Genomic DNA, 20,213 nt, shown 5'->3' with positions numbered 1-20,213 from the left:
GGTAGTAGATGAGTGTCTGACGAAGTTGCACTTGGTAATAGATCCGCTTGCGAACCCGAAATGTAATTACCCTGCAAAATGGAATACGAATCCAGCTTCAAACTTCCTTCATGAAAAGCTCATCAAACCGTTCGATTGGGTTTCGCGCCTACATCTCCTGTCTCCAGCAAAAAACAGCCCTCCTCCCTGGAGGCGGACTGCTTTGATTGTAATTCAATGATTGTCCAAACATATGCTGCGATTTTGCACATAACACACCCGCTCCGATATCTCGATGAGACGACGGATCCCTTCTTCCAGCTGAATCTCGCTGATATACGAATAACTCAGCCTGATCCATGAGTCCATCTGATCCAGCGGGTCGCAGATACGCCCCGGCACAAACGCTACCGATTCCGCCAGGCATTGCTGCAGCAACGCATCCACGTTGACGTTTTCCGGCAGCTGTATCCACAAATTCAAACCGCCGCCGGGGCTGTTCCATCGCCATTCTGTAGGCTCAAGCAGCTTCTCCATCCTCTCTTTACGAAGCTCCAGCGCAATCCGCAGCTTGGCCACATGCTCCTGAAGTCTGCTCGAGAAGAAATAGTGCTGGAAAATCTTTTGCGTCAGCAGCGGCGTCCCGTTGTCCGACAACGCCTTGATCGGAAGGATGACATTCATCAGTTCCGGACGGGCAGCCAGCACCGATATCCGCAAGCCGGGGGCCACATATTTGCTGAAGCTTCGAATGTGAATGACATAGCCTTCGGTGTCGTAGTAAAAAAAGGGCAGCGGCGGCGGATCTCCAAAATAAATGTCGTGATACACCTCATCCTCCACCAGAATGCACTGATATCGCTCCGCCAGTTCCACCAGCGCCTTGCGCTGTGTGATCGGCACCGTATATCCCGTCGGATTCTGAAACGTTGGGTTCATATAGAACAGCTTCGGTTTCTCCGCTCGCATAAGACCTTCAATTCGTTCAAGGTCGTACCCTTGCGGTGTAATCTCAATTGGAAGCAGTTTGACATTTTGCTGCACAAAAACATCGATCGCCGGACTATACGTCGGCCGTTCGATCAATACACAGTCTCCGCTTTTGACGAGCGAACGCGAGATCAGGTCGATCGCTTGCTGGGATCCCGTTGTAATGAGCAGCTCTTCCGGATGGACCGTTATGCCTTGTTTGTCCATAAAATAGCGAGCCATCTCCTCGCGCAGCTCCAAATCTCCGGTCACGGAAGAATACGTGCTTAATACTTTCGGATACATGTCAAACACTTGTTTCACGTGATTGGACAAGAATGCATTTGGCAGCAGCCTAGGATCAATCAGCGCTTCTGACATCTGGTATTCGACCTGATGCCTGTGAATGTCGGACAAGCGGCTGCGATTGACATACACCGATTTGGCCTGATATGCCCATCGCGGGCTGGTTGTAAGGGATTCCGGTAATGTGTCTTCCGTCTTACCCGCTACGAAGTACCCTGATTTATATTTCACTTCCACGATCCCGTCCTCAAGCAGCAGCTGATAAGCCTTCAGCACCGTTAATCGGTGAACGTTCAAACGCTCCGCCATCGCCCTCACGGATGGGATTTTGTCAGTCTCCTTCCACTCTCCCCGAGCTATTCCTTCCAGTATCGTGTCATAGACCGACTGCTGTAATGTTCGCTTACCATGATTTTTGTCGTCCAGCGTTGATAATTCCATCTGCTCCTCCCCAATCCACATAAATCATATCTGTTCTACCTATCGCCAATCTGTTCTATTAACTACCTATTATAGTATAGAAAAAGGAGGATGCTACATGATTATTTTTAACTACTTGCTTATGTGCGCCATTTTCAGTACGACGTTTCTCGCCATCAAGATTGGCGTTGAAGCAGGACTGCCGCCGTTTCTCTCAGCGGGGCTTCGATTTCTTCTGGCGGGCGCCTTCATCTTCCTATGGATGATATGGCAGCGGAAGGCAAAACCGAGCCTTCTCCTGCGAAAGGAATTCCTTTTAATTGGGATGACCAGCACATTCTTGACGTTTGCAACGCTGTATTGGGCCGAGCAGCACGTGTCCTCAGGGATCGCCGCCATCCTATCGGCAACAGGCCCCATGATGATTCTGATGATTCAATCGGTTGTGATGCGGAAAAATGCCCGGCGCAGTGATTATTGGGGGTGCGCGGTCGGTTTTGCGGGGGTATGTTTGCTCATTATGCCCGAGCTAGCGATGGGGAGCGATCTCATCTGGATTCTGAGCTGTATCGCAATTCTTATAGGCGAAATCGGTTATAGTGTGGGCTCCCTGGCTACCCGGAAGTTGTCCTTTGACATGCCGAATGTCTCACCGATTACGATCAATGCGGTACAGATGATGTATGGCGGCGCAGCCCTATTGCTGTTATCCCTGTTCAGTGAACAGGTACAATGGAATGGTATTCTAACGTTGCCAGCCATCGGATCTGTCTTGTATTTGACGATGGTTGGCTCGATGCTGGGCCATAGTCTATATGCCTGGCTGCTAAAAGCAACGAATGCCTTTTTCCCGTCCACCTGGCTCTTTGTTTCTCCAATCATCGCGTTGGGACTGGGCGCATTTCTGTACGACGAAGCAATTTCTTCCTATTCCATCATTGGCAGCATGCTCATCATCGGCGGGATTCTGATCGTGAATCTGCCTGAGCTTCGAGCACGCCGGACCGCGCGCCGTGTGGCTTCAAGCACTTGATATCGAACCTGCAAGGCTCCAAGGATTAACGCAAAAATTAAAACGGCTGCAACTCGTAAACCTCATCACGAGTAGCAGCCGTTATGTTTCATTATTCAAGGTTATGATTCAATACTTAATCCACTTTGGCACGATATGCCTCTGCGGTGAGCAGCTTTCCGAGTGCCTCCTCCAGGTCACCTTCCACCTCAACCTCAATGATCCATCCGCCTTCGTACGGCTCTCCGTTCACAAGCTCCGGCTGATCTTCCAGGGAAGTATTCACTTTCGTGATGGTACCGGATACAGGGGAATACAGTTCCGATACGGTTTTGACCGACTCAATCGTACCGATGCTGTCACCTGCAGCAACGACAGCGCCCGCCTCGGGGAGTTCTACGAATACGATATCTCCCAGCTGGCATTGCGCATGATCAGAAATACCGACGCGCACCACATTTCCATCTACCTTCAACGCCCACTCATGATCGTCGCTGTACACCAAATTCTCTCTGATTTCACTCATTACGGATACTCCTCTTTTCTTAAAGAAATGAAATTAAGGTGGATAAATGAAAAAAAGGACGCGAAAAAAGGCATTCGCCTTCTCTCTGTCCTCGGTACCTGAGAGTTTATGATCGACCGCTTCTTGTTTTCGGTTCGACCTTTCCCCTTGGGTGGCTTGCGCACTCTCCAGAGCTGCGTCAGATGGCGGTTCGTTTACCTGAGAGATTACTCGTCAGCCTGGCAGGCTTAACGGTTTGCTCCTTCGGTGCCGCCAAGGTTTGAACCTTCTCGTGGCGGTCTCTCCCATCCATCATCATCCGCATATTCGGTTGGCTTATTCTCCCACAGAATAAAACAGGGATGCAGTGATGTCAAGATATCTGACAAAAATTTTAAGAATGAAAATATTTTGGTGAAATAAAGGTTGACACTTTATGGAGAGGCGCGTTTATAATAATCACAAGAACGTAGAAAGATCTGACAACTCAATAATTTTCACGCGGATGATGGTAGCGGGAGAGATTACCGACAAGATTGACAGGTAGCGCCGAAGGAGTAAGCCGTAACACGGTGAATCTCTCAGGCAAAAGGACCTTTACCGGACGCACCTCTGGAGAGAATTCTGAATGTAGAATCACCCACGGGGAAACTCACACACGCTTGACATTATACTTACATGACATGTGGGGTAACTCTCAGGTACAAAGGACAGAGCAGAAGGATTACGCAACGAGCGGGCTTTTTTTAGCACGGCTTGTTATCCTTCTGTCTGTCCTTTTTTGGTGTTTACCCGATTGATCATGCCAATTAGAAGAGGTGAAGAGATGAGTTCATTACAACGTACACCGCTTTACCCGCTTTATTCCGAATTTCCTTCTGTCCGCTGCATCGACTTCGGCGGTTGGGAGCTGCCCGTGCAATTTTCCGGCATTGTGCAAGAGCATGAAGCCGTACGAAAGCAAGCCGGCCTGTTCGACGTCTCCCATATGGGTGAATTTATCGTCACCGGACAAGACGCTGAAGCTTTTATCCAGAAGATGACCACAAATGATGTAACCCGCATATCGATTGGCCAGGCCCAATACACGTTAATGTGTTACGACAACGGCGGTACTGTAGATGACCTGCTTGTGTATAAACTGTCGGCAGATCAATTCATGCTGGTTGTAAACGCATCCAACATCGACAAAGACCTCCAGTGGCTTCAAGATCATCTTGCAGGTGATGTCACCATCCGTAATGTGTCCGCTGAGACGGCTCTCATTGCACTTCAGGGACCTGCCGCCGTGAACATCATGTCACAGGTAACCAATGAGGCGCCAAGCGAACTCCCTTCCTTCCATTTTATTCAGAACGCACAGGTATGCGGCTGCACCGCCCTGCTCTCCCGCACCGGTTATACCGGAGAAGACGGCTTTGAAATCTACTGCTCCGCTGGGGATGCTCCCGCAATTTGGAGAGAACTATTAGCTGCCGGAGAACCACATGGTCTTGTTCCAACCGGACTCGGCGCCCGCGATACACTCCGTTTCGAAGCGAAACTGCCCTTGTACGGGCAAGAGCTTTCGAGCACGATTTCTCCGCTTGAAGCCAGTCTCGGTTTCTTCGTGAAGCTGGACAGCGGCGATTTCATCGGTCGGGAAGCGCTTCAACAGCAGAAGCAAGACGGTGTACCGCGTAAGCTGGTCGGCATTGAACTCATCGATCGCGGAATTCCGCGCTCCCACTATCCTGTATACAACGATGAAGGAGAACCCATCGGTGAAGTGACCAGCGGTACCCAATCCCCTTCACTCAAGCGAAATCTCGGATTAGCCCTGATCGAAACCTCATATACGGGTCTCGATACCGAGGTATGGGTCGAGATCCGCGGTAAGAAGTTAAAAGCCAAAGTGGTAAAGACACCATTCTACAAAAGAGGAGCTACCTTAACATGAAGCATCGTTACTTGCCTATGACGGATCAGGATCAAGCCGATATGCTTGCTGCGGTCGGCGCGGAAACGATCGAAGATCTGTTTGCCGATATCCCCAAAGCAGTCCGTTACAACGGCGTCCTCCCCATGTCAAAACGGCTGGGTGAGCCTGAGCTTCTCAAGCATATGCGCCGCCTGTCAGACCGCAATGCCGATTTCGACCGTTATACAAGCTTTCTGGGGGCTGGTTTGTACGACCACCATATTCCGGTCGTGCTCAATCATGTGATCTCCCGCTCTGAATTCTACACCGCGTATACACCGTACCAACCGGAGATCAGCCAAGGCGAGCTGCAAGCGATTTTTGAATTTCAATCCTATATCTGTGAATTGACCGGCATGAAAGTTGCCAATGCCAGCATGTATGACGGTTCCACGGCACTTGCCGAGGCTGCGGCGCTCGCCAGCGGGGCAACCAAACGGAAGAAAATCGTCATTTCGCGTGCTGTCCATCCCGAAGCCCGGGAAATCGTTCTGACTTCGGCCCGCGGACTCGATCTGGACGTCGTGGAAGTCGGCATCGTCAATGGCGTTACCGACCAGGATGCACTCGCTGCTGCCATAACGGATGATACCGCCGCCGTGCTGCTGCAATCACCAAATTTCTTCGGCTGCATCGAAGATGTGAAATCAATCGAGCCGCTGGTTCATGAGAAAAAAGCACTGCTTGTGCTGAGCGTAAACCCGCTGTCCCTCGGTTTACTGGAATCCCCTGGCGTGCTTGGAGCCGACATCGTTGTCGGCGATGCCCAGCCGCTTGGCATTCCGGCATCTCTCGGCGGACCAACCTGCGGATTCTTCGCGGTATCCGAACCGCTGATGCGCCGCATTCCTGGTCGTATCGTGGGTCAAACCGTCGATCAGGACGGCAAACGCGGATTTGTACTGACACTGCAGGCGCGAGAACAACATATTCGCCGTGAAAAGGCAACGTCGAACATCTGCTCGAACCAGGCGCTGCTCGCGCTGTGTGCGTCCGTATATATGTCTACCCTAGGTAAAGCCGGCATGCAGGAAGCAGCGCTGCTGAATGTGCGCAAATCCCATTACGCTGCCGACCGTGTCGCAAACGGCTCCCTCTCCCTCCCGTTCAGCTCGCCGTTCTTTAATGAATTTGTGGTGAAACTGCCCGAAGGAACGAATGTGAAGGAGATCAACTCGAAGCTTCTGGGTGCAGGTTATATCGGAGGTTATGATCTTGGCGCTGTGTACCCTGAGCTTCAAGGAAACATGCTGATCGCCGTGACCGAACGGCGGACGAAGGAAGAAATCGACCAATTTATTGGTGAATTGGAGGCGATCGTATGAAACCGGAAAAAGCCTTGATATTTGAACTCAGCAAGCCCGGCCGTGTCGCCTATTCCCTGCCCGAATGCGACGTCCCGGAGACCGACGCCGCTTCATTGATTCCGGAAAGCCTGCTTCGCAGCAAACCGGCGGAACTGCCTGAGGTCTATGAAGTTGATGTCATTCGTCACTATACCGAGCTGTCGAGACGGAACTTTGGTATCGATAACGGCTTCTATCCGCTCGGCTCATGCACGATGAAATACAACCCGAAGATCAACGAGGATGTTGCCCGTTTTGCCGGCTTTGCCAAGATTCATCCGTACCAGCCTGAAGAAAGCATTCAAGGCGCTCTGGAGCTGCTCTATACCCTGCAGAATGATCTCGCAGCACTGACCGGCATGGATCAAGTAACGCTTCAGCCCGCTGCGGGAGCCCATGGGGAATGGACAGGGCTGATGCTGATTCGTGCTTACCATGAAAGCCGTGGCGAGAAGCGCACCAAGGTCATTGTTCCCGACTCCTCGCACGGTACCAACCCTGCCAGTGCAACGGTAGCCGGTTACGACACGATTACAATTAAGTCCAATGAGCGCGGCATGGTGGATCTCGATGCCCTTCGCGCAGTTGTCGGTGACGATACGGCGGCTTTAATGCTGACAAACCCTAGCACACTGGGGCTGTTCGAAGAGCAAATCGTGGAAATTGCGGAAATCGTGCACGAAGCTGGTGGCCTGCTGTACTATGATGGTGCCAATTCCAACGCCATCATGGGCATTACCCGCCCCGGCGACATGGGCTTCGACGTAGTCCATCTCAACCTGCACAAAACGATGAGCACGCCGCATGGCGGCGGCGGTCCCGGTGCAGGCCCAGTTGGCGTGAAGAGCCTGCTGATCCCGTTCCTGCCAAAACCGATCGTGTCCAAACGTGAGGACGGCACCTTCTATTGGGATTACGACCGTCCACAGTCGATCGGCCGCGTGAAGGCGTTCTATGGCAACTTTGGCATCCTGGTCCGGGCCTACACGTATATTCGCACCTATGGACCGGATGGACTGCGCCGCGTCTCGGAGCTCGCCGTGCTGAATGCCAACTACATGATGCATCGTCTGGCTCCATACTACGAAGTAGCCTACCCAGGGCTGTGCAAGCATGAATTTGTGCTGTCCGGCAAAAAACTGAAGGAGTACGGCGTGCGCACCCTCGATGTTGCCAAGCGGCTGCTTGATTTTGGTTATCATCCGCCAACCATCTACTTCCCGCTCAACGTAGAGGAATGCATCATGATTGAGCCGACCGAGACCGAGAGCAAAGAAACGCTGGACGGTTTCATCGACACGATGATCCAGATTGCCAAAGAAGCCGAAACCACGCCGGAGGTTGTCATAGGCGCCCCTTATACCACGGTCGTGAAGCGACTCGACGAAACGACGGCGGCACGTAAACCGGTTCTGAACTGCACCTGCGGTTAATATTGAGTTAATCTATACTCCTTAAGAAAGGGTGTCCCCTCGCCGTAGGATCGGCGGTAAGAGACACCCTTTTTTTGTGCTGGACAATATAGGGATTTAGTCACCTGTTTAATGACTATTTCAGCAGCAGCCAACTTCCCCTCTTACGATGGGACTAACTCCCCGGATAAAATTGGGGGGGGCATTCCCATTCCAGCCCAATAAACCTACGGTCATTCCACAAACTATCCATGCTATCCATTAGCAGAGTCCCTTCCGCCTCCTTCTTGTTCTCTATTAGAAAGCCCAAATATATGATATAAAGTATATAATTATATACGGCTTACTTCTACCAAGCTGACCAAAGACGAAAGATGCGGTGATCGAATGAGTAACCCGATACATGGCCTGGACGCAAACCAATATCTTGAGCGTATTGGATACACGGGCCCGATTGTAAACAGCGCTTATATGCTCGCCAGATTGCAGGAACAGCATGTGCATACCGTACCCTATGAAAATCTCGATATCCTTGATCGAATTCCACTTTCCCTGAATATCCCCAATCTTTACGATAAAATCGTAACCCGGCATCGCGGCGGCTACTGCTTCGAGCTCAATGCGCTATTTGGCTGGCTGCTGCAGGAACTAGGATTTAAGGTCACTCATTATTTCGGACGCTTCTGGCGTGATGAAACCGATACGCCTGCCAAGCGTCGGCATCATATTCTGCAGGTGGATATCGAAGAACAGCGATATATTGCCGACGTCGGTGTCGGAGGAGCCGGACCGCGCCACCCTCTGGAATTGGTTGATGGCCTTGTGCAGACTCAGGGGAACGAGACCTACCGGCTCGTCCAAACCGAAGCGTATGGCTGGATGCTCGAAGAGTGGAAAAAAGAAGCCTGGGATCCCGTCTTCTCCTTCACGGAGGAACCTAACTTACCGAGAGATTTCATCACCACTTCATTCTGGTGCGAGTATGCCCCCGATTCACCCTTTAATAAAACGGCTCGGGTATCCATACGTACAGCGGAAGGCAGAAACACCGTGGATGATGACGAATTCAGAATTTACAAGGCCGGCGGCGTCCACACCTTTAAACCGGGCAATGCACAGGAATATGCCGAAGCGCTCTATACATATTTCGGCATCCCTATCCATAAATAAGAATAAACCGGGCTTTCCCATGCAGGGAGCCCGGTTTTATTATTAATATTCGATTTTGCGCTCAGCAGAGCTCCACGCTTGAAATGGCAGTAAATAATCCTCTGTTTGAACCTGCTTCATAGGGATGGAGCGCTGGTCCAATGGCATCGCAATTTCATCGTATATAAAATGATCATCGAATCCGATCTCAGCCGCATCCTTCTTCGTGCTTGCATAATAAACGGCATCGGGCCTGGACCAGTAGATGGCCCCCAGACACATCGGACAAGGCTCGCAGCTGGTATAAATCGTACAGCCTTTTAATTGGAAATCCTCCAGGTGCAGACATGCTTCCCTTATGGCTTGCACCTCGGCATGAGCCGTCGGGTCGTTCAGCGCGGTAACCAGATTCCGGCCCCTGCCAATCACTTGACCCTCCTTCACCACAATCGCTCCAAAAGGACCACCCTCCACAAGTTGAACGTTTCGATGGGCCTCTGCAATCGCTTGACGCATCCAGTACTCATGATGATGTTCACTCACAGTGTACAGCTCCCTTCCCATGTTCATTCTGATCCCGGTGTGCGTATTCATCATCCATGACAATCTCCTGGAACAGCTAATTATCATCATAGCATATCTTCCATCGATCTCCTCAATTTTTCCAATCCAATGGAGAAAAACAGATTGACGAATCGTATACAAATGTATACAATCACTTTAAATGGTATACAAACGTATACGTTATTATCGTTGAGGAGGTTGATATTATGCGCCAAGAGGAACAGGATACATCGAGTCAAGAACGGTCGGAGCCTCGGGACCGGGATAACCATCGGCACAGCGGAAGACACGGAAGACGGCGTGAGGAAGGCCACGGCGGCAGGGAAGGCGGCAAGATGGCGCAGACGTTCCGCCGGGGGCGCGCGCTTTCTTTTCTCGACAATTTGGTTGTGAAACGAGAGACCTTGAAGAAGCAAGTCAATGACCCGGACTTTGAAGCCATCAGAGAAGTGGTCAGCGGAGAGTTGAAAGCAGTGGACCAGATTATTCAGGAGTACATTCAAGCTTTTGAGCTGTATGATACGAAACCATCGCAAGACAGCCCCTAATGGCTGTCCGCTAATCTTAACCCAATAACCCTGACAGAGGTAGAACCTGGAGTGTGATAATTCTTGATCAGAAAGTTTTTTTCGTACTATCGGCCGTACAAGGGATTGTTTATTTTGGATTTTACATGTGCCGTTATTGCCGGACTGCTGGAGCTTGCTTTCCCGCTTGCCGTCAGCAAATTCATTGACGATCTGCTGCCAAGCCAGGATTGGCCGCTTATCCTGATTGCCTGCATCGTCCTTCTCTCCATCTATGCGCTGAATACCGCGCTGCAGTACATCGTAACTTACTGGGGGCATATGCTCGGCATTAATATTGAGACAGATATGCGAGAGAAAATGTTCTCCCACATTCAGAAGTTATCCTTCCGTTTCTTTGATAATAACAAAACTGGACATCTTATGGGGCGCATCACGAATGATCTTAATGATGTCGGAGAAGTAGCCCACCATGGACCGGAAGATGTGTTCATCGCTGTTATGACGCTGCTCGGTTCCTTCTCCTTAATGGCTTACATCAACCTGGAGCTAGCTTTGCTCACCTTTATCATCGTGCCGCTGATGGCATGGCTGATCATTAAATTCGGCAGCAGAATGACCACGACCTATCGTCAACTGTTCCGTAATGTAGGGAATTTCAATGCCCGCATCGAAGACAATGTTGGCGGTATCCGTGTGGTCCAATCGTTTGCAAACGAAGAGCATGAGAATAAATTGTTTCAGGAAGAGAACAAGCAATTCCGGGCCACCAAACTGCTGGCTTATAAAACGATGGCAAAAAGCTCATCCATCAGCTACATGCTGATGCGTTTGATCACGGTATTTGTCATGATCTGCGGCGCGTGGTTCTTCATTCAAGGCAAAATTGAAATGGGTGAATTCATGGCCTTCCTGCTGCTCTCCAACATCTTCTTCCGTCCGATCGAGAAGATCAATGCCGTCATTGAGAGCTATCCCAAAGGCATTGCCGGCTTTAAACGCTACCTGGAGATTATGGATACCGATCCAGAAATCGCCGACGTGCCTGACGCCGTATCCCTGTCCTCCGTGCGAGGAGATATCCGCTTTGAAGGCGTTACCTTCGGATACGAACCTTCCCGGACGATACTGAATAACATACATCTCACGATCCGTGCTGGAGAAACGGTCGCGTTTGTCGGACCGTCCGGTGCGGGAAAGACAACCATCTGCAGCCTTCTCCCCCGCTTCTATGATGTGGATCAAGGCAAGATCACAGTGGATGGAATTGATATCCGGAATATCAAACTGCAAAACCTCCGCAAGCATATCGGCATCGTGCAGCAGGATGTGTTCCTGTTCTCAGGTACGATTCGCGACAACATCGCTTATGGCGATTTACATGCAACGGACCAGCAAATCTGGGAAGCCGCACGGCGTGCTTCGCTGGATGAACTGATCCGAAGCTTGCCGGACGGTATGGAAACGGTGATCGGGGAACGTGGGGTTAAGCTGTCTGGCGGTCAGAAGCAGCGCTTGTCCATCGCGAGAATGTTCCTTAAGAACCCGCCAATCCTGATCCTGGACGAGGCCACGTCGGCACTCGACACAGAGACGGAAGCGCAAATCCAGAAGTCCCTGGCTGAGCTGTCCGTCGGCAGAACAACGCTGGTAATCGCTCACCGACTGACTACCATTCAAAGCTCGGACCGAATTATCGTCGTCAATTCCGATGGTATTGCCGAGCAGGGAACGCACCATGAATTGATTCATTCCGGTGGTGTGTACAGCAGACTTCATCAAGCTCACTAAACGAAGCCAACAATCCAATGTTATACATGACATGGATATTAAACTGAAAGTCATGAAATTCCGCAACAAATATGTAAAAGGATGACTCCGCACGGAAGGGAGTCATCCTTTTTTTCGAGACGGCTTAAGAATCTAATCCTTCTGACAAGCTGTCATGATATCACGCAAGAGAACTTCTGTCGCATTGTCCTTGGATAAAAAAGTTGCCACGCGGAAACATTAATGGCGTACTACAATGACATCGTTTCAGGAGGCGCTTTATGTTTTATATCTACAGTGTCGGTCTACTTTTTGGCGGGCTGTCGATCATCAACCTTGTCTTCTCGTACCAAACCAAGCATATCCAGCATTTGTTCTGGCCAACGCTGCAGTTTCAGTTATTCATGCTTCCTCTGTTTCTCATTGCTAACATGTGCATCGGATACGGAATCCGTTATGGATATAAAGCCACCGACCAGTTAGGCTATACGTTGATCTTCTCCAAATGCCTGGAAATCCTGATTTCGTTAGGAGTGGCTTACTTGTTCCTGAAGGAAGTTCCAACATGGAAAAATTGGGCCGGCATCGGGATCATTGCGCTGGGCATATTCCTTGTTAAACAGAAATGAACGCGTACACTCCTTGGACGTCTCTCTCGCTCGCTTAAAGTCATCCTTTGAGTTATCTTAGCGGAAAAATAGACGCGGACGCGGGCGTGACCGTTACCTCTTCCCCATCCACCCTTGTTCAAAGGCATAACGGGTCAGCTGTACCCGATTCTCCAAATGGAGCTTTTGCAAAATGTTCTTCAGATGGTTCTTGACCGTATTCTCGGATATACACAAGGCAACCGAAATATCGCGGTTGGACAACCCCTCGGCTACGAGTCCCAAAATTTCTTTTTCCCGCGCCGTTAATGGACTATTGCTTAGATTCGGCTTGTCATGCTGCGAAAACTCCTTCAGGATACGAAAAGCAAGTTCCCTGCTCATCGGTGCTTCGTCCACGGCAATGGCTTTGAGGTACTCGTGCCATGATTCGGGATTCAGATTCTTCAGCAGATAGCCTTGCGCTCCACGTTTCAGGGCGTCAAACAAATGAGCGATATCGTCGGATACTGTAACCATGACAATTTTAACATAAGGGAATTTGTCCTTCACTCGCTTGGTCGCTTCCAATCCGTCCATCCCAGGCATCTGAATATCCATCAGGATAATATCAGGCATCCATATTTCGGTCAGTTCCAGCGCTTCCTCTCCGCCTTTTCCTTCAGCCACAACCTCAAAGGTCGGGTCGCTGCTTAGAATGGTGCGAATTCCTTCTCTCGCAAGATCGCTGTCATCGATGATTAACACGCGAAAAGGCTGCTCGTTCATGCGGTATTCTCCTTCCGAATGCTGATTATCGTCTTGTTGTTATGTCTTTCTACCATGAACTTCCAGCCCATGGCCTCGGCCCGGTCCTTCATGATTTTGATTCCATACCGGTTGCTGCCGAGCGGCTTGTCCAACTCAAAACCTTTGCCATCATCGCTGATGGAGCAGTGCCAGCTTGAATCGGCCGCTGTCGCAGTTATCTTCACATGGTTCGCTTCGGCATGTTTATGAATATTCAACAAGGATTCCCTGATCGAAGCCAGCAGTTCCACCTTTTCTTTGGCGGACAGCAAGGCATCCGGGATTTCCCATTGAACGTCGAAATGCAGATTGGTCTCCTGCTTGATTTCCTCAATTAAACTGTTCATGCTATGCATCCACGGAATGGCTTGCGGATCTGCCGGATATCGGAGATTAGCAATGGCTTCTCTAACGTAGGTATTGGTTCGGTGGACACTTTCCTTAATTTCCTGGTATGGAATGTCTCCGGTTACTCCCGATTTCTCAATTCGATCAATTTGTGCGTTCAGCAAGAATAAGGATTGGGCGATTCCGTCATGAAGCTCCCGGCCAATCTTCTCCCGTTCATGCATGGCCGCTTGCAATGCCCTAGATTGGTTCAGTTCCTCCTGATTGCGTTCAATCAATGCGAACAATTGAGTAAGAAACAGTATGGAAACCAAGAACACGATAACAGGTGCCAGCAGGTTGCCAAGATCCATCGATATATAAGGCAGCAGGAACTCATGCCGAACATACTCCCAAATGCCAATCGTCAACGTAGGAATGATCAGAATCAACCATTTCATTTGTTTATAGGACATACCTTTCCTCCTATTTCAATCTAAAACTTGAATGTACCGCCTCTTTACCTATCATGTTACCACTAGATATCCCTTCATTGTAATCAAATTTGGCCATGAACGGAATGACTCTAAAGAGCTACTAACCTTACCAAGTTTCACCCGTACTGTAATAACCTATTTACAATTCAAGTATAAATCGCGTATAAAGAGTAAAAGATATCCATTCATTCCATTTCCGATGAAGGGAGCTGCAGTTAGATGAAGCAAAAAATTGCAGTGATCATTGTACACGGATTGGGAACACAAAAGAAAGACTATGCGGATAAATTTATGAAAAAATTGAGAGAAACCTTCTCTCAAACCTCCGGTATTCCGCATGAGCAACTGGCCATGGAGGCTGTGCATTGGGCCGATGTATTCGCGGCACGCGAGTCTGAGTTAATCAACAGCAGCATTAAACCTTACCGTTTACGTTATCAGCACCTTCGGCAGTACGTGATCCACAATCTGGCGGATGCCGTGGCTTATCAGCCCGTAGAATCCGAAGATCAGAACTATGAGGCCGTTCATCGGACGATCAGTGAGGCGCTCCACCGACTTGCCCTCTCTGCCGGCCCCGAGGCTCCATTATGCGTGATCTCACATAGCCTGGGATCTGTAATCGCCAGCAATTTCTTCTATGATCTGCAATTCTCCTCCCGCGGGCATCGTCTAGTCGTCGACCCGAAAGCTCCGCTGGAGCGCGGAGAACTCCTGACCTTATTCTATACGCTGGGAACCACCTTGCCATTGTGGAGCATGCGGTACCGCGATTTTGACAAGCCGATCAACGTCCCTTCCGGGCATCTGAAGCACTATCATGATCAACTGCTGGGGGAATGGGTCAATTTCTATGATAAAGACGATATCCTTGCTTATCCCCTTAAGAGTATAAATGAAGCATATGACCGCACGGTACGAAACGATGTATCCGTTAACGTGGGAAACTGGTTGACCTGCTGGAATCCCCTGTCCCACAGCGGTTATTTCTACAGCAAACCGATTCTGGAGTATATTGCTTCAAATTTGGAAGCTACCTGGCGGAGCGTCAACCAAGTAAAATAAAGCAATGCCGCAAAGACCAGGTGTCTTTGCGGCATTTTTATATCAGATGGCTATATTCATAACCCATTGTTCTCCCGTAGGCCCGATCCTTCTTCTGCCCGTATCTTCGAAACCAACCCGTTCATACAGCTGCTGAGCCGGAACATTCTTATGGTTCACGACCAACACCACTTCATCGCAGGAAGGAAACTGACTTCGAATGAACGATGGCAGCGCAAGCATCCCTCTGCTGGCATACCCCTTACGCTGCTGACGATGGTCAATGGATAAGGTAGTAAGCAGCATGGCATGAGAATTGCTTGTATACTCCTTGACGCGCTCCGTGGCGTGCAGGATAAAGAAGCCGACAGGATGATCATCAGCTAAAATGACGATGGGAAACTGACCTTCCACTAGGTTTAATGCTTCTTTCGGATGAGCGGTAAATTGGACTTGATCATCCGGAAGCTCGAATTCATTCAAGACAGGCAGGTGTTCTGCCGAACGGAATTCCAGCTGAATTTGTTCCGCTTTTTGCATGGGGGGATATCTCCTCTGTCTATGGTGAAATGGATACATCTTTTACTCTATCGATTGCAATCTTGATCTTACTTATTATCCTGTTTCTTCGCCATACCACAGCTGCCGGAAACTTTCGCTTGAAGCCAGCAGCTGTTCTGCCGTGCCTTCAGCCTCAATCTCTCCGCCATTCAACACGATGATATGGTCCGCATGGTGAAGTGCTGCTTTTCGATGTGATACGACAAGGCAAGTCGCCCCGCCGCGCTCGCTGAACAGCCGCTCCCATAACTTACGCTCGGTCTCAACATCCAATGCGCTGGATAAATCGTCAAATACATACAGCTCCGCGTCCCGTACCAGCATCCTTGCGGCCGCTGTCCGCTGAGCTTGACCGCCGGACAGCTTGACTCCTCGTGGTCCTACCATCGTCTCCAGGCCATGCTGCAGATGCTTGATATCTTCTTCCATTACAGCCGCATGTAGTGCGCGGTCCAGACTGCCCGGCTCCTCGATTATACCTAACAGTATGTTGTTACGCAGTTTATCACTGTACAGTCTGGGGATCTGCGCAGTATACGCACTTTGTGGAGGTATAAAGAAATCAGCGGGTTCTGTTATCCTCTCACCGTTCCACCGGATCTCACCCTTTTCAGCTGGCAGTAAGCCCAGCAGGGTGCGAACCAGCGTCGTTTTACCGCTGCCGATCATCCCTGTAACGACAGTAAAGGTACCACGCTTCAGGGTCAGATTGATATTCGATATACCGCGTCCGGTTTCGGGATATTGATACGACAGCCCTTGCGCTTCAAGCAGTGAAAGAGGTGGCGCCTCGATATAAGCCGTTTCCACGCCGTCTTCGGCTGCAGAAATGGTGGAAGGATGGAATCTTTCATTGGTCAACAAATCTTTCTGTCTCCTACGACTAGGATTAGCTTCCTTCTCTTTATTCTGTTTGTTCTTAACCTTACCGATACCGATATAATTGGCTGCTGTAAGCAGCGAAGCCGGTGCCCCTTGCAGCATGGATTGGATCCGCTGAAAGCTGACGCCCATCTGCTTGTAATAGGTCATGAAGTTGCCTACGTTCGATATAAGCTGTGTGACAAAAGTTAAATAATATACAAAGAGCGACAAGTCCCCAACCGTAAAATCGCCACTTCGCATCTTAAGACTCGCAAGCACGAGGATCAATCCTGTGCCGAGGTTGACGGAGTTGGTGAATACGGAAGATAAGGTCTCCGTTAACAGCTTATCCTTCACCATGGATTGGCGCCGTTTCTCACTAAGGCTTACAAACCGTTCCACTACACGTTTCTCAGCCCCTGCGACTTGGATGGCCTGTACGTTGGCAAACATTTCACTGATCGCCCCGGTTACCTTGGCCGTCGATTCCCGGCTTGCCGCCCTGTATTTCTGGATGCGAGCTGTCGCAATCTGGGCCGCAGTGACCACTAGGATCAAAGGAACGAACACGAGAATCGTCAGCTGCAGATCAATGGATATAAGAATCCAGCTGGCAACGATAACGAATCCGACCAGTCCTAAAGTATCCACCGACCAGCTTGTCGCTTCTTCGGCCTGATCGACGTCATCCCGAAAATTGCTGATGGCTTCACCTGGGGAGCAAGGTATCGCCCGAGCTCCAGGCTCCTTCATGACATGGGACAGCATATTGCGGCGAAGCAAGGTGCTGATCCGGAAGCGAAAATGCACGTCTGTCATGAAACCGCCGAAGATCAGCGCAATCCGGGCTAAAGCAGCGCCAATGAGCAGCACGGCAATCGCCCAAACGCCGTAGGGAAAAGCATATGTACCTTCCAGATGGTCAAAGAAAGCCTTGGTTAACAGTCCGGGAATCAGTGGTGCCATATGGATAAGGGACCATGCCAGCAGGTTGATCAGATACAAGCCAGGCCGGTACAGAATCAACCGCCAGAAAAAATGTCTTGTTTTCATGCCAGCACCTCCTCCATTCCAACGGCCAGCATGCGGCTAAACCGTGATTGCGGGTCTGAGGCAAGCTCTTCCCGGTGACCACTTTCGAGCATGCGACCATTCTCCAGAATAAGAATCCGGTCTGCACGTTGAACCGTAGCCAAGCGGTGGGCAATGATAATACACGTCTTCTCCTGCAGCAGACGCGTAATGGCTGCTTCAATCCGGTATTCCGTTAACGGGTCGAGGCGGGATGATGCTTCATCAAGGATGACGAGACCCGGATCCGTCAGAAAGACACGGGCAAATGCCAACAGCTGGGCCTCACCAGCCGACAGGCTCCCCCCGCCTGAGGCCAGGTTCGTATCGAGCCCTTCCTGAAGCGAAGCATACCAGTCCCCAAGCCCAAGCTCCTCGAGCACGGATATGATTCGGCTATCCGCGATACCTTCATCAAACAAGGTCAGATTATCACGAACAGTCCCTTCCAAAATCTCAATATTCTGCGTAACCATGGCGACTTTGCGCCTCAGTTCATGAAGCTTGAAGGCCCGGATATCCGTTCCTGCCAGCTCGATCCTTCCCTCTTGGGGATCATAGAAACGCAGCAGCAGGCGGGCGATCGTCGTTTTGCCGCTTCCTGTACGCCCGAGCAGCCCTAGAGTCTGGCCTGGTTCGAGCCGCAGCTGCAAATTTTCGAGCGTAACCTGCCCGCCCTCTTCATATGAGAAGTTTAGGTTGCGGAATTCCACCGACAACGGACCTGATGGAAGCGGAGCTCCAGGTCCGTCTTTGATCTGGGGCTCGGTTGCCAGCAATTCCCGGACCCGCATCAAGCTGGCATCTGCCTTTTGTAAGTCCTCTAATTGGGTACGGATCTTCTCAATCGGCTTGGCTAACAGCTCGGTATAATAAAATACTAAATAGATAGAGCCGATCGTCAAACCGCCATGTCCATTCTTCCACAGTATGGCGCAGACGATAAATGCGGCCGCATTGCCCAGCGCAAACACCAATATTGTTGTGCTCCACATAAGGAAAAATCCGATGAATGCACGAACTCGAACCGGCAGCATGCGTCTGGCCATCTCGTAGAATCGATTCATGACATATCCAGCCGCCCCGTTGGCACGCGTATCTTCAGTGCCTTCGAGGTGCTCGCCAATGAATCCGTAGAAATCCGCATTCAGCTCGCGCCATCGCTTCCATATCGGTATCGCAAACCGCCGAATATGCTGAATGACGTAGATGCTGCCGATAACAAACACTGTCATGACAAAACCAATCCAGAAGTTCTCCCGATACAGAAGAGCCAGGATCCCGATCATAAGGAGCAGATTGCCGAACAGATGGATAATAAAGCTGGAGAAGAAATTAGCAAGCGCATTCACATCGCCATCGACCCGTTCGATTAAAGAGCCGGACGTTTGCGTTTTGTGGAAGCTCATATCCAGCGACAGGCAGTGCTCCGCCAATTCAGCGCGAAGCTTGTTGGTTGTCGTCCAGCCCAGATTCTCGCTATAGTAAGCAGCCGCAATGGATACGCCTTGTTGGAGCAATGAAAATACGATAAAAAAACCTGCCGCATAATAAAGGGATGTCAGATTTCCCTCTCCTTGAGCCGTATCGATAAAATACCGGATGATCTGCGGATTAATCAGTTGCAGCCCGATTGAAAATAATAGCAGCACCGTTAGGGCTGCCAGCAGTTTCTTATGCGGGAATACGTATCGGAATAGCATCTCCCGGTACATGCCAATCCCCGTGGTCCTTCGCTTGCTGTTTAACGTGTGATCGCTTTGCATTCGTCTATAATCCCCCCGCTTCAGGTTAACCCTCTTGATAATAATAAGCTTCCTGGGAAGATATGACAAGAACATGGGTTCCTGTTTTCAAAAAAATTTACAGTCGATTGACCAGAAACCATCTGCTGCCGCAAAATCACTCTGATTAAGAACTCTTTTGAGCCCCGCGCCAAAAAGACCAGCCCCCTGAGCATGGGACTGGTCTTCAAAACCGTTTACGTATAGAGAATCAACATCTTATGTCTCTGCCACTAATTTTAAGAATTGATTAATCATTTCGGGGGTGATTTCCTGGTTCTCGGGCATTTTGACTGCCGAGCTCTTATTAACGGATTGGATGGCCACATTGGATCTAGCTGCACTTGAAGCGATACCGGATCGGGCTTGTCCATCATGCACATTGTCATGGTTAGCTAACATCATCATCAGAAAAGCACTTCCAAGTCCTAACGACCACATACTCATTTTGTTTTTCTTGTTCATCTGCGTTGCTCCTTCCATCACTTGTAGTGACATACTTAGTATAAGGTCCAAACCTTAACGAGAGATGAAGGCAACCTAAAATCCAGTTAAGTAAAGTGAGGATATGATCATATCCATGAAATTCCAACACCTTTGTAAAACGAACTATATTTTTTTATTGACAGACGCCAATCCTCGGTTTACATAATATAAATTATGTGATATTCAATGTGGAATACTTCCAAATTTGATCGAGCTTATCCGAATAGAAAGGAATCGTACTTCCACGTCCAAGCAATGCGGCG

Annotated in this window: 18 protein-coding genes and 3 riboswitches; of the genes, 9 read left to right on the top strand and 9 right to left on the bottom strand. The window is 49.9% G+C overall.

Annotated elements, in window-relative coordinates; translation table 11 throughout:
• Positions 1–213: 213 nt before the first annotated feature.
• On the bottom strand, positions 214–1,695 hold the full coding sequence (locus ACOZB4_RS28530) for a PLP-dependent aminotransferase family protein (protein WP_379405710.1): 1,482 nt from the start codon (positions 1,693–1,695) through the stop codon (positions 214–216).
• A gap of 97 nt (positions 1,696–1,792) precedes the next feature.
• Between ACOZB4_RS28530 and ACOZB4_RS28525 the strand changes: the two genes are divergently transcribed.
• Entirely contained in the window at positions 1,793–2,707 is a 915-nt protein-coding gene (locus ACOZB4_RS28525; protein WP_076321722.1) for a DMT family transporter, read from the top strand.
• Between the two features lie 115 nt (positions 2,708–2,822).
• Here ACOZB4_RS28525 and gcvH read toward each other — a convergent pair whose 3' ends face one another.
• Entirely contained in the window at positions 2,823–3,212 is a 390-nt protein-coding gene (gene gcvH / locus ACOZB4_RS28520) for a glycine cleavage system protein GcvH (RefSeq protein ID WP_076321723.1), read from the bottom strand.
• A gap of 176 nt (positions 3,213–3,388) precedes the next feature.
• A riboswitch (glycine riboswitch) is annotated at positions 3,389–3,510 on the bottom strand.
• A 186-nt stretch (positions 3,511–3,696) separates the two neighbouring features.
• Positions 3,697–3,798, top strand: a riboswitch (glycine riboswitch).
• Positions 3,799–3,801: 3 nt separating this feature from the next.
• Positions 3,802–3,907, top strand: a riboswitch (glycine riboswitch).
• Between the two features lie 110 nt (positions 3,908–4,017).
• On the opposite strand from gcvH, the gene gcvT reads away from it, so the two are divergent.
• From gcvT to ACOZB4_RS28500, 4 genes are all read left to right on the top strand, one after another.
• Positions 4,018–5,130, top strand: a complete 1,113-nt coding sequence (gcvT, locus tag ACOZB4_RS28515; protein ID WP_379405707.1) for a glycine cleavage system aminomethyltransferase GcvT — start codon at positions 4,018–4,020, stop codon at positions 5,128–5,130.
• Positions 5,127–6,476, top strand: a complete 1,350-nt coding sequence (gene gcvPA / locus ACOZB4_RS28510; protein WP_379405705.1) for an aminomethyl-transferring glycine dehydrogenase subunit GcvPA — start codon at positions 5,127–5,129, stop codon at positions 6,474–6,476. Before gcvT ends, gcvPA begins: the two co-directional genes overlap by 4 nt.
• The gene (gene gcvPB, locus ACOZB4_RS28505; RefSeq protein WP_379405703.1) at positions 6,473–7,930 is read left to right on the top strand and encodes an aminomethyl-transferring glycine dehydrogenase subunit GcvPB; all 1,458 of its coding nucleotides are present in this window, start codon (positions 6,473–6,475) and stop codon (positions 7,928–7,930) included. Before gcvPA ends, gcvPB begins: the two co-directional genes overlap by 4 nt.
• Before the next feature lie 366 nt (positions 7,931–8,296).
• A complete protein-coding gene (locus ACOZB4_RS28500) occupies positions 8,297–9,079 on the top strand; it encodes an arylamine N-acetyltransferase family protein (protein ID WP_379405701.1) in 783 nt (260 codons plus the stop codon).
• A 42-nt stretch (positions 9,080–9,121) separates the two neighbouring features.
• Here ACOZB4_RS28500 and ACOZB4_RS28495 read toward each other — a convergent pair whose 3' ends face one another.
• A complete protein-coding gene (locus tag ACOZB4_RS28495; protein WP_076322171.1) occupies positions 9,122–9,622 on the bottom strand; it encodes a nucleoside deaminase in 501 nt (166 codons plus the stop codon).
• 206 nt (positions 9,623–9,828) lie between these two features.
• Here ACOZB4_RS28495 and ACOZB4_RS28490 point away from each other — a divergent pair, with 206 nt between their 5' ends.
• From ACOZB4_RS28490 to ACOZB4_RS28480, 3 genes are all read left to right on the top strand, one after another.
• Positions 9,829–10,170, top strand: coding sequence for a hypothetical protein (locus ACOZB4_RS28490; protein ID WP_379405699.1), 342 nt, complete (start codon positions 9,829–9,831; stop codon positions 10,168–10,170).
• A 63-nt stretch (positions 10,171–10,233) separates the two neighbouring features.
• Entirely contained in the window at positions 10,234–11,940 is a 1,707-nt protein-coding gene (locus tag ACOZB4_RS28485) for an ABC transporter ATP-binding protein (protein WP_379405697.1), read from the top strand.
• Positions 11,941–12,200: 260 nt separating this feature from the next.
• The gene (locus tag ACOZB4_RS28480; RefSeq protein WP_071218526.1) at positions 12,201–12,548 is read left to right on the top strand and encodes a hypothetical protein; all 348 of its coding nucleotides are present in this window, start codon (positions 12,201–12,203) and stop codon (positions 12,546–12,548) included.
• 93 nt (positions 12,549–12,641) lie between these two features.
• Here ACOZB4_RS28480 and ACOZB4_RS28475 read toward each other — a convergent pair whose 3' ends face one another.
• Both ACOZB4_RS28475 and ACOZB4_RS28470 read right to left on the bottom strand, forming a co-directional pair.
• Positions 12,642–13,295: a response regulator gene (locus ACOZB4_RS28475; protein WP_379405694.1), complete on the bottom strand. Its 654-nt coding sequence runs from the start codon at positions 13,293–13,295 to the stop codon at positions 12,642–12,644.
• On the bottom strand, positions 13,292–14,119 hold the full coding sequence (locus tag ACOZB4_RS28470; protein ID WP_379405692.1) for a sensor histidine kinase: 828 nt from the start codon (positions 14,117–14,119) through the stop codon (positions 13,292–13,294). The genes ACOZB4_RS28475 and ACOZB4_RS28470 overlap by 4 nt, the downstream gene beginning before the upstream one ends.
• Positions 14,120–14,359: 240 nt before the next feature.
• Here ACOZB4_RS28470 and ACOZB4_RS28465 point away from each other — a divergent pair, with 240 nt between their 5' ends.
• Positions 14,360–15,205: a chemotaxis protein gene (locus ACOZB4_RS28465; RefSeq protein ID WP_379405690.1), complete on the top strand. Its 846-nt coding sequence runs from the start codon at positions 14,360–14,362 to the stop codon at positions 15,203–15,205.
• A 42-nt stretch (positions 15,206–15,247) separates the two neighbouring features.
• Here the strand turns inward: ACOZB4_RS28465 and ACOZB4_RS28460 are convergent, their stop codons facing one another.
• The 4 genes from ACOZB4_RS28460 to ACOZB4_RS28445 all read right to left on the bottom strand — a co-directional run bounded on the left by ACOZB4_RS28460 (position 15,248) and on the right by ACOZB4_RS28445 (position 19,929).
• Complete coding sequence (locus ACOZB4_RS28460; protein ID WP_379405688.1) at positions 15,248–15,724, bottom strand: GNAT family N-acetyltransferase; 477 nt, start codon at positions 15,722–15,724, stop codon at positions 15,248–15,250.
• A 75-nt stretch (positions 15,725–15,799) separates the two neighbouring features.
• Positions 15,800–17,662, bottom strand: coding sequence for an ABC transporter ATP-binding protein (locus tag ACOZB4_RS28455; protein WP_379405686.1), 1,863 nt, complete (start codon positions 17,660–17,662; stop codon positions 15,800–15,802).
• Positions 17,659–19,446 carry an ABC transporter ATP-binding protein gene (locus ACOZB4_RS28450; protein WP_422759711.1) on the bottom strand — a complete coding sequence of 596 codons (1,788 nt, stop codon included), beginning with the start codon at positions 19,444–19,446 and terminating at the stop codon, positions 17,659–17,661. Before ACOZB4_RS28450 ends, ACOZB4_RS28455 begins: the two co-directional genes overlap by 4 nt.
• 237 nt (positions 19,447–19,683) lie before the next feature.
• Entirely contained in the window at positions 19,684–19,929 is a 246-nt protein-coding gene (locus ACOZB4_RS28445; RefSeq protein WP_076321737.1) for a hypothetical protein, read from the bottom strand.
• Between the last annotated feature and the right edge of the window lie 284 nt (positions 19,930–20,213).

The sequence above is a fragment of the Paenibacillus sp. NPDC058898 genome, assembly GCF_049316025.1.
In the GTDB taxonomy this organism is placed as follows: Bacteria; Bacillota; Bacilli; order Paenibacillales; family Paenibacillaceae; genus Paenibacillus_AQ.
Note: the sequence above shows the minus strand (reverse complement) of the source record. Positions and strands in the feature narration are given on the sequence as shown.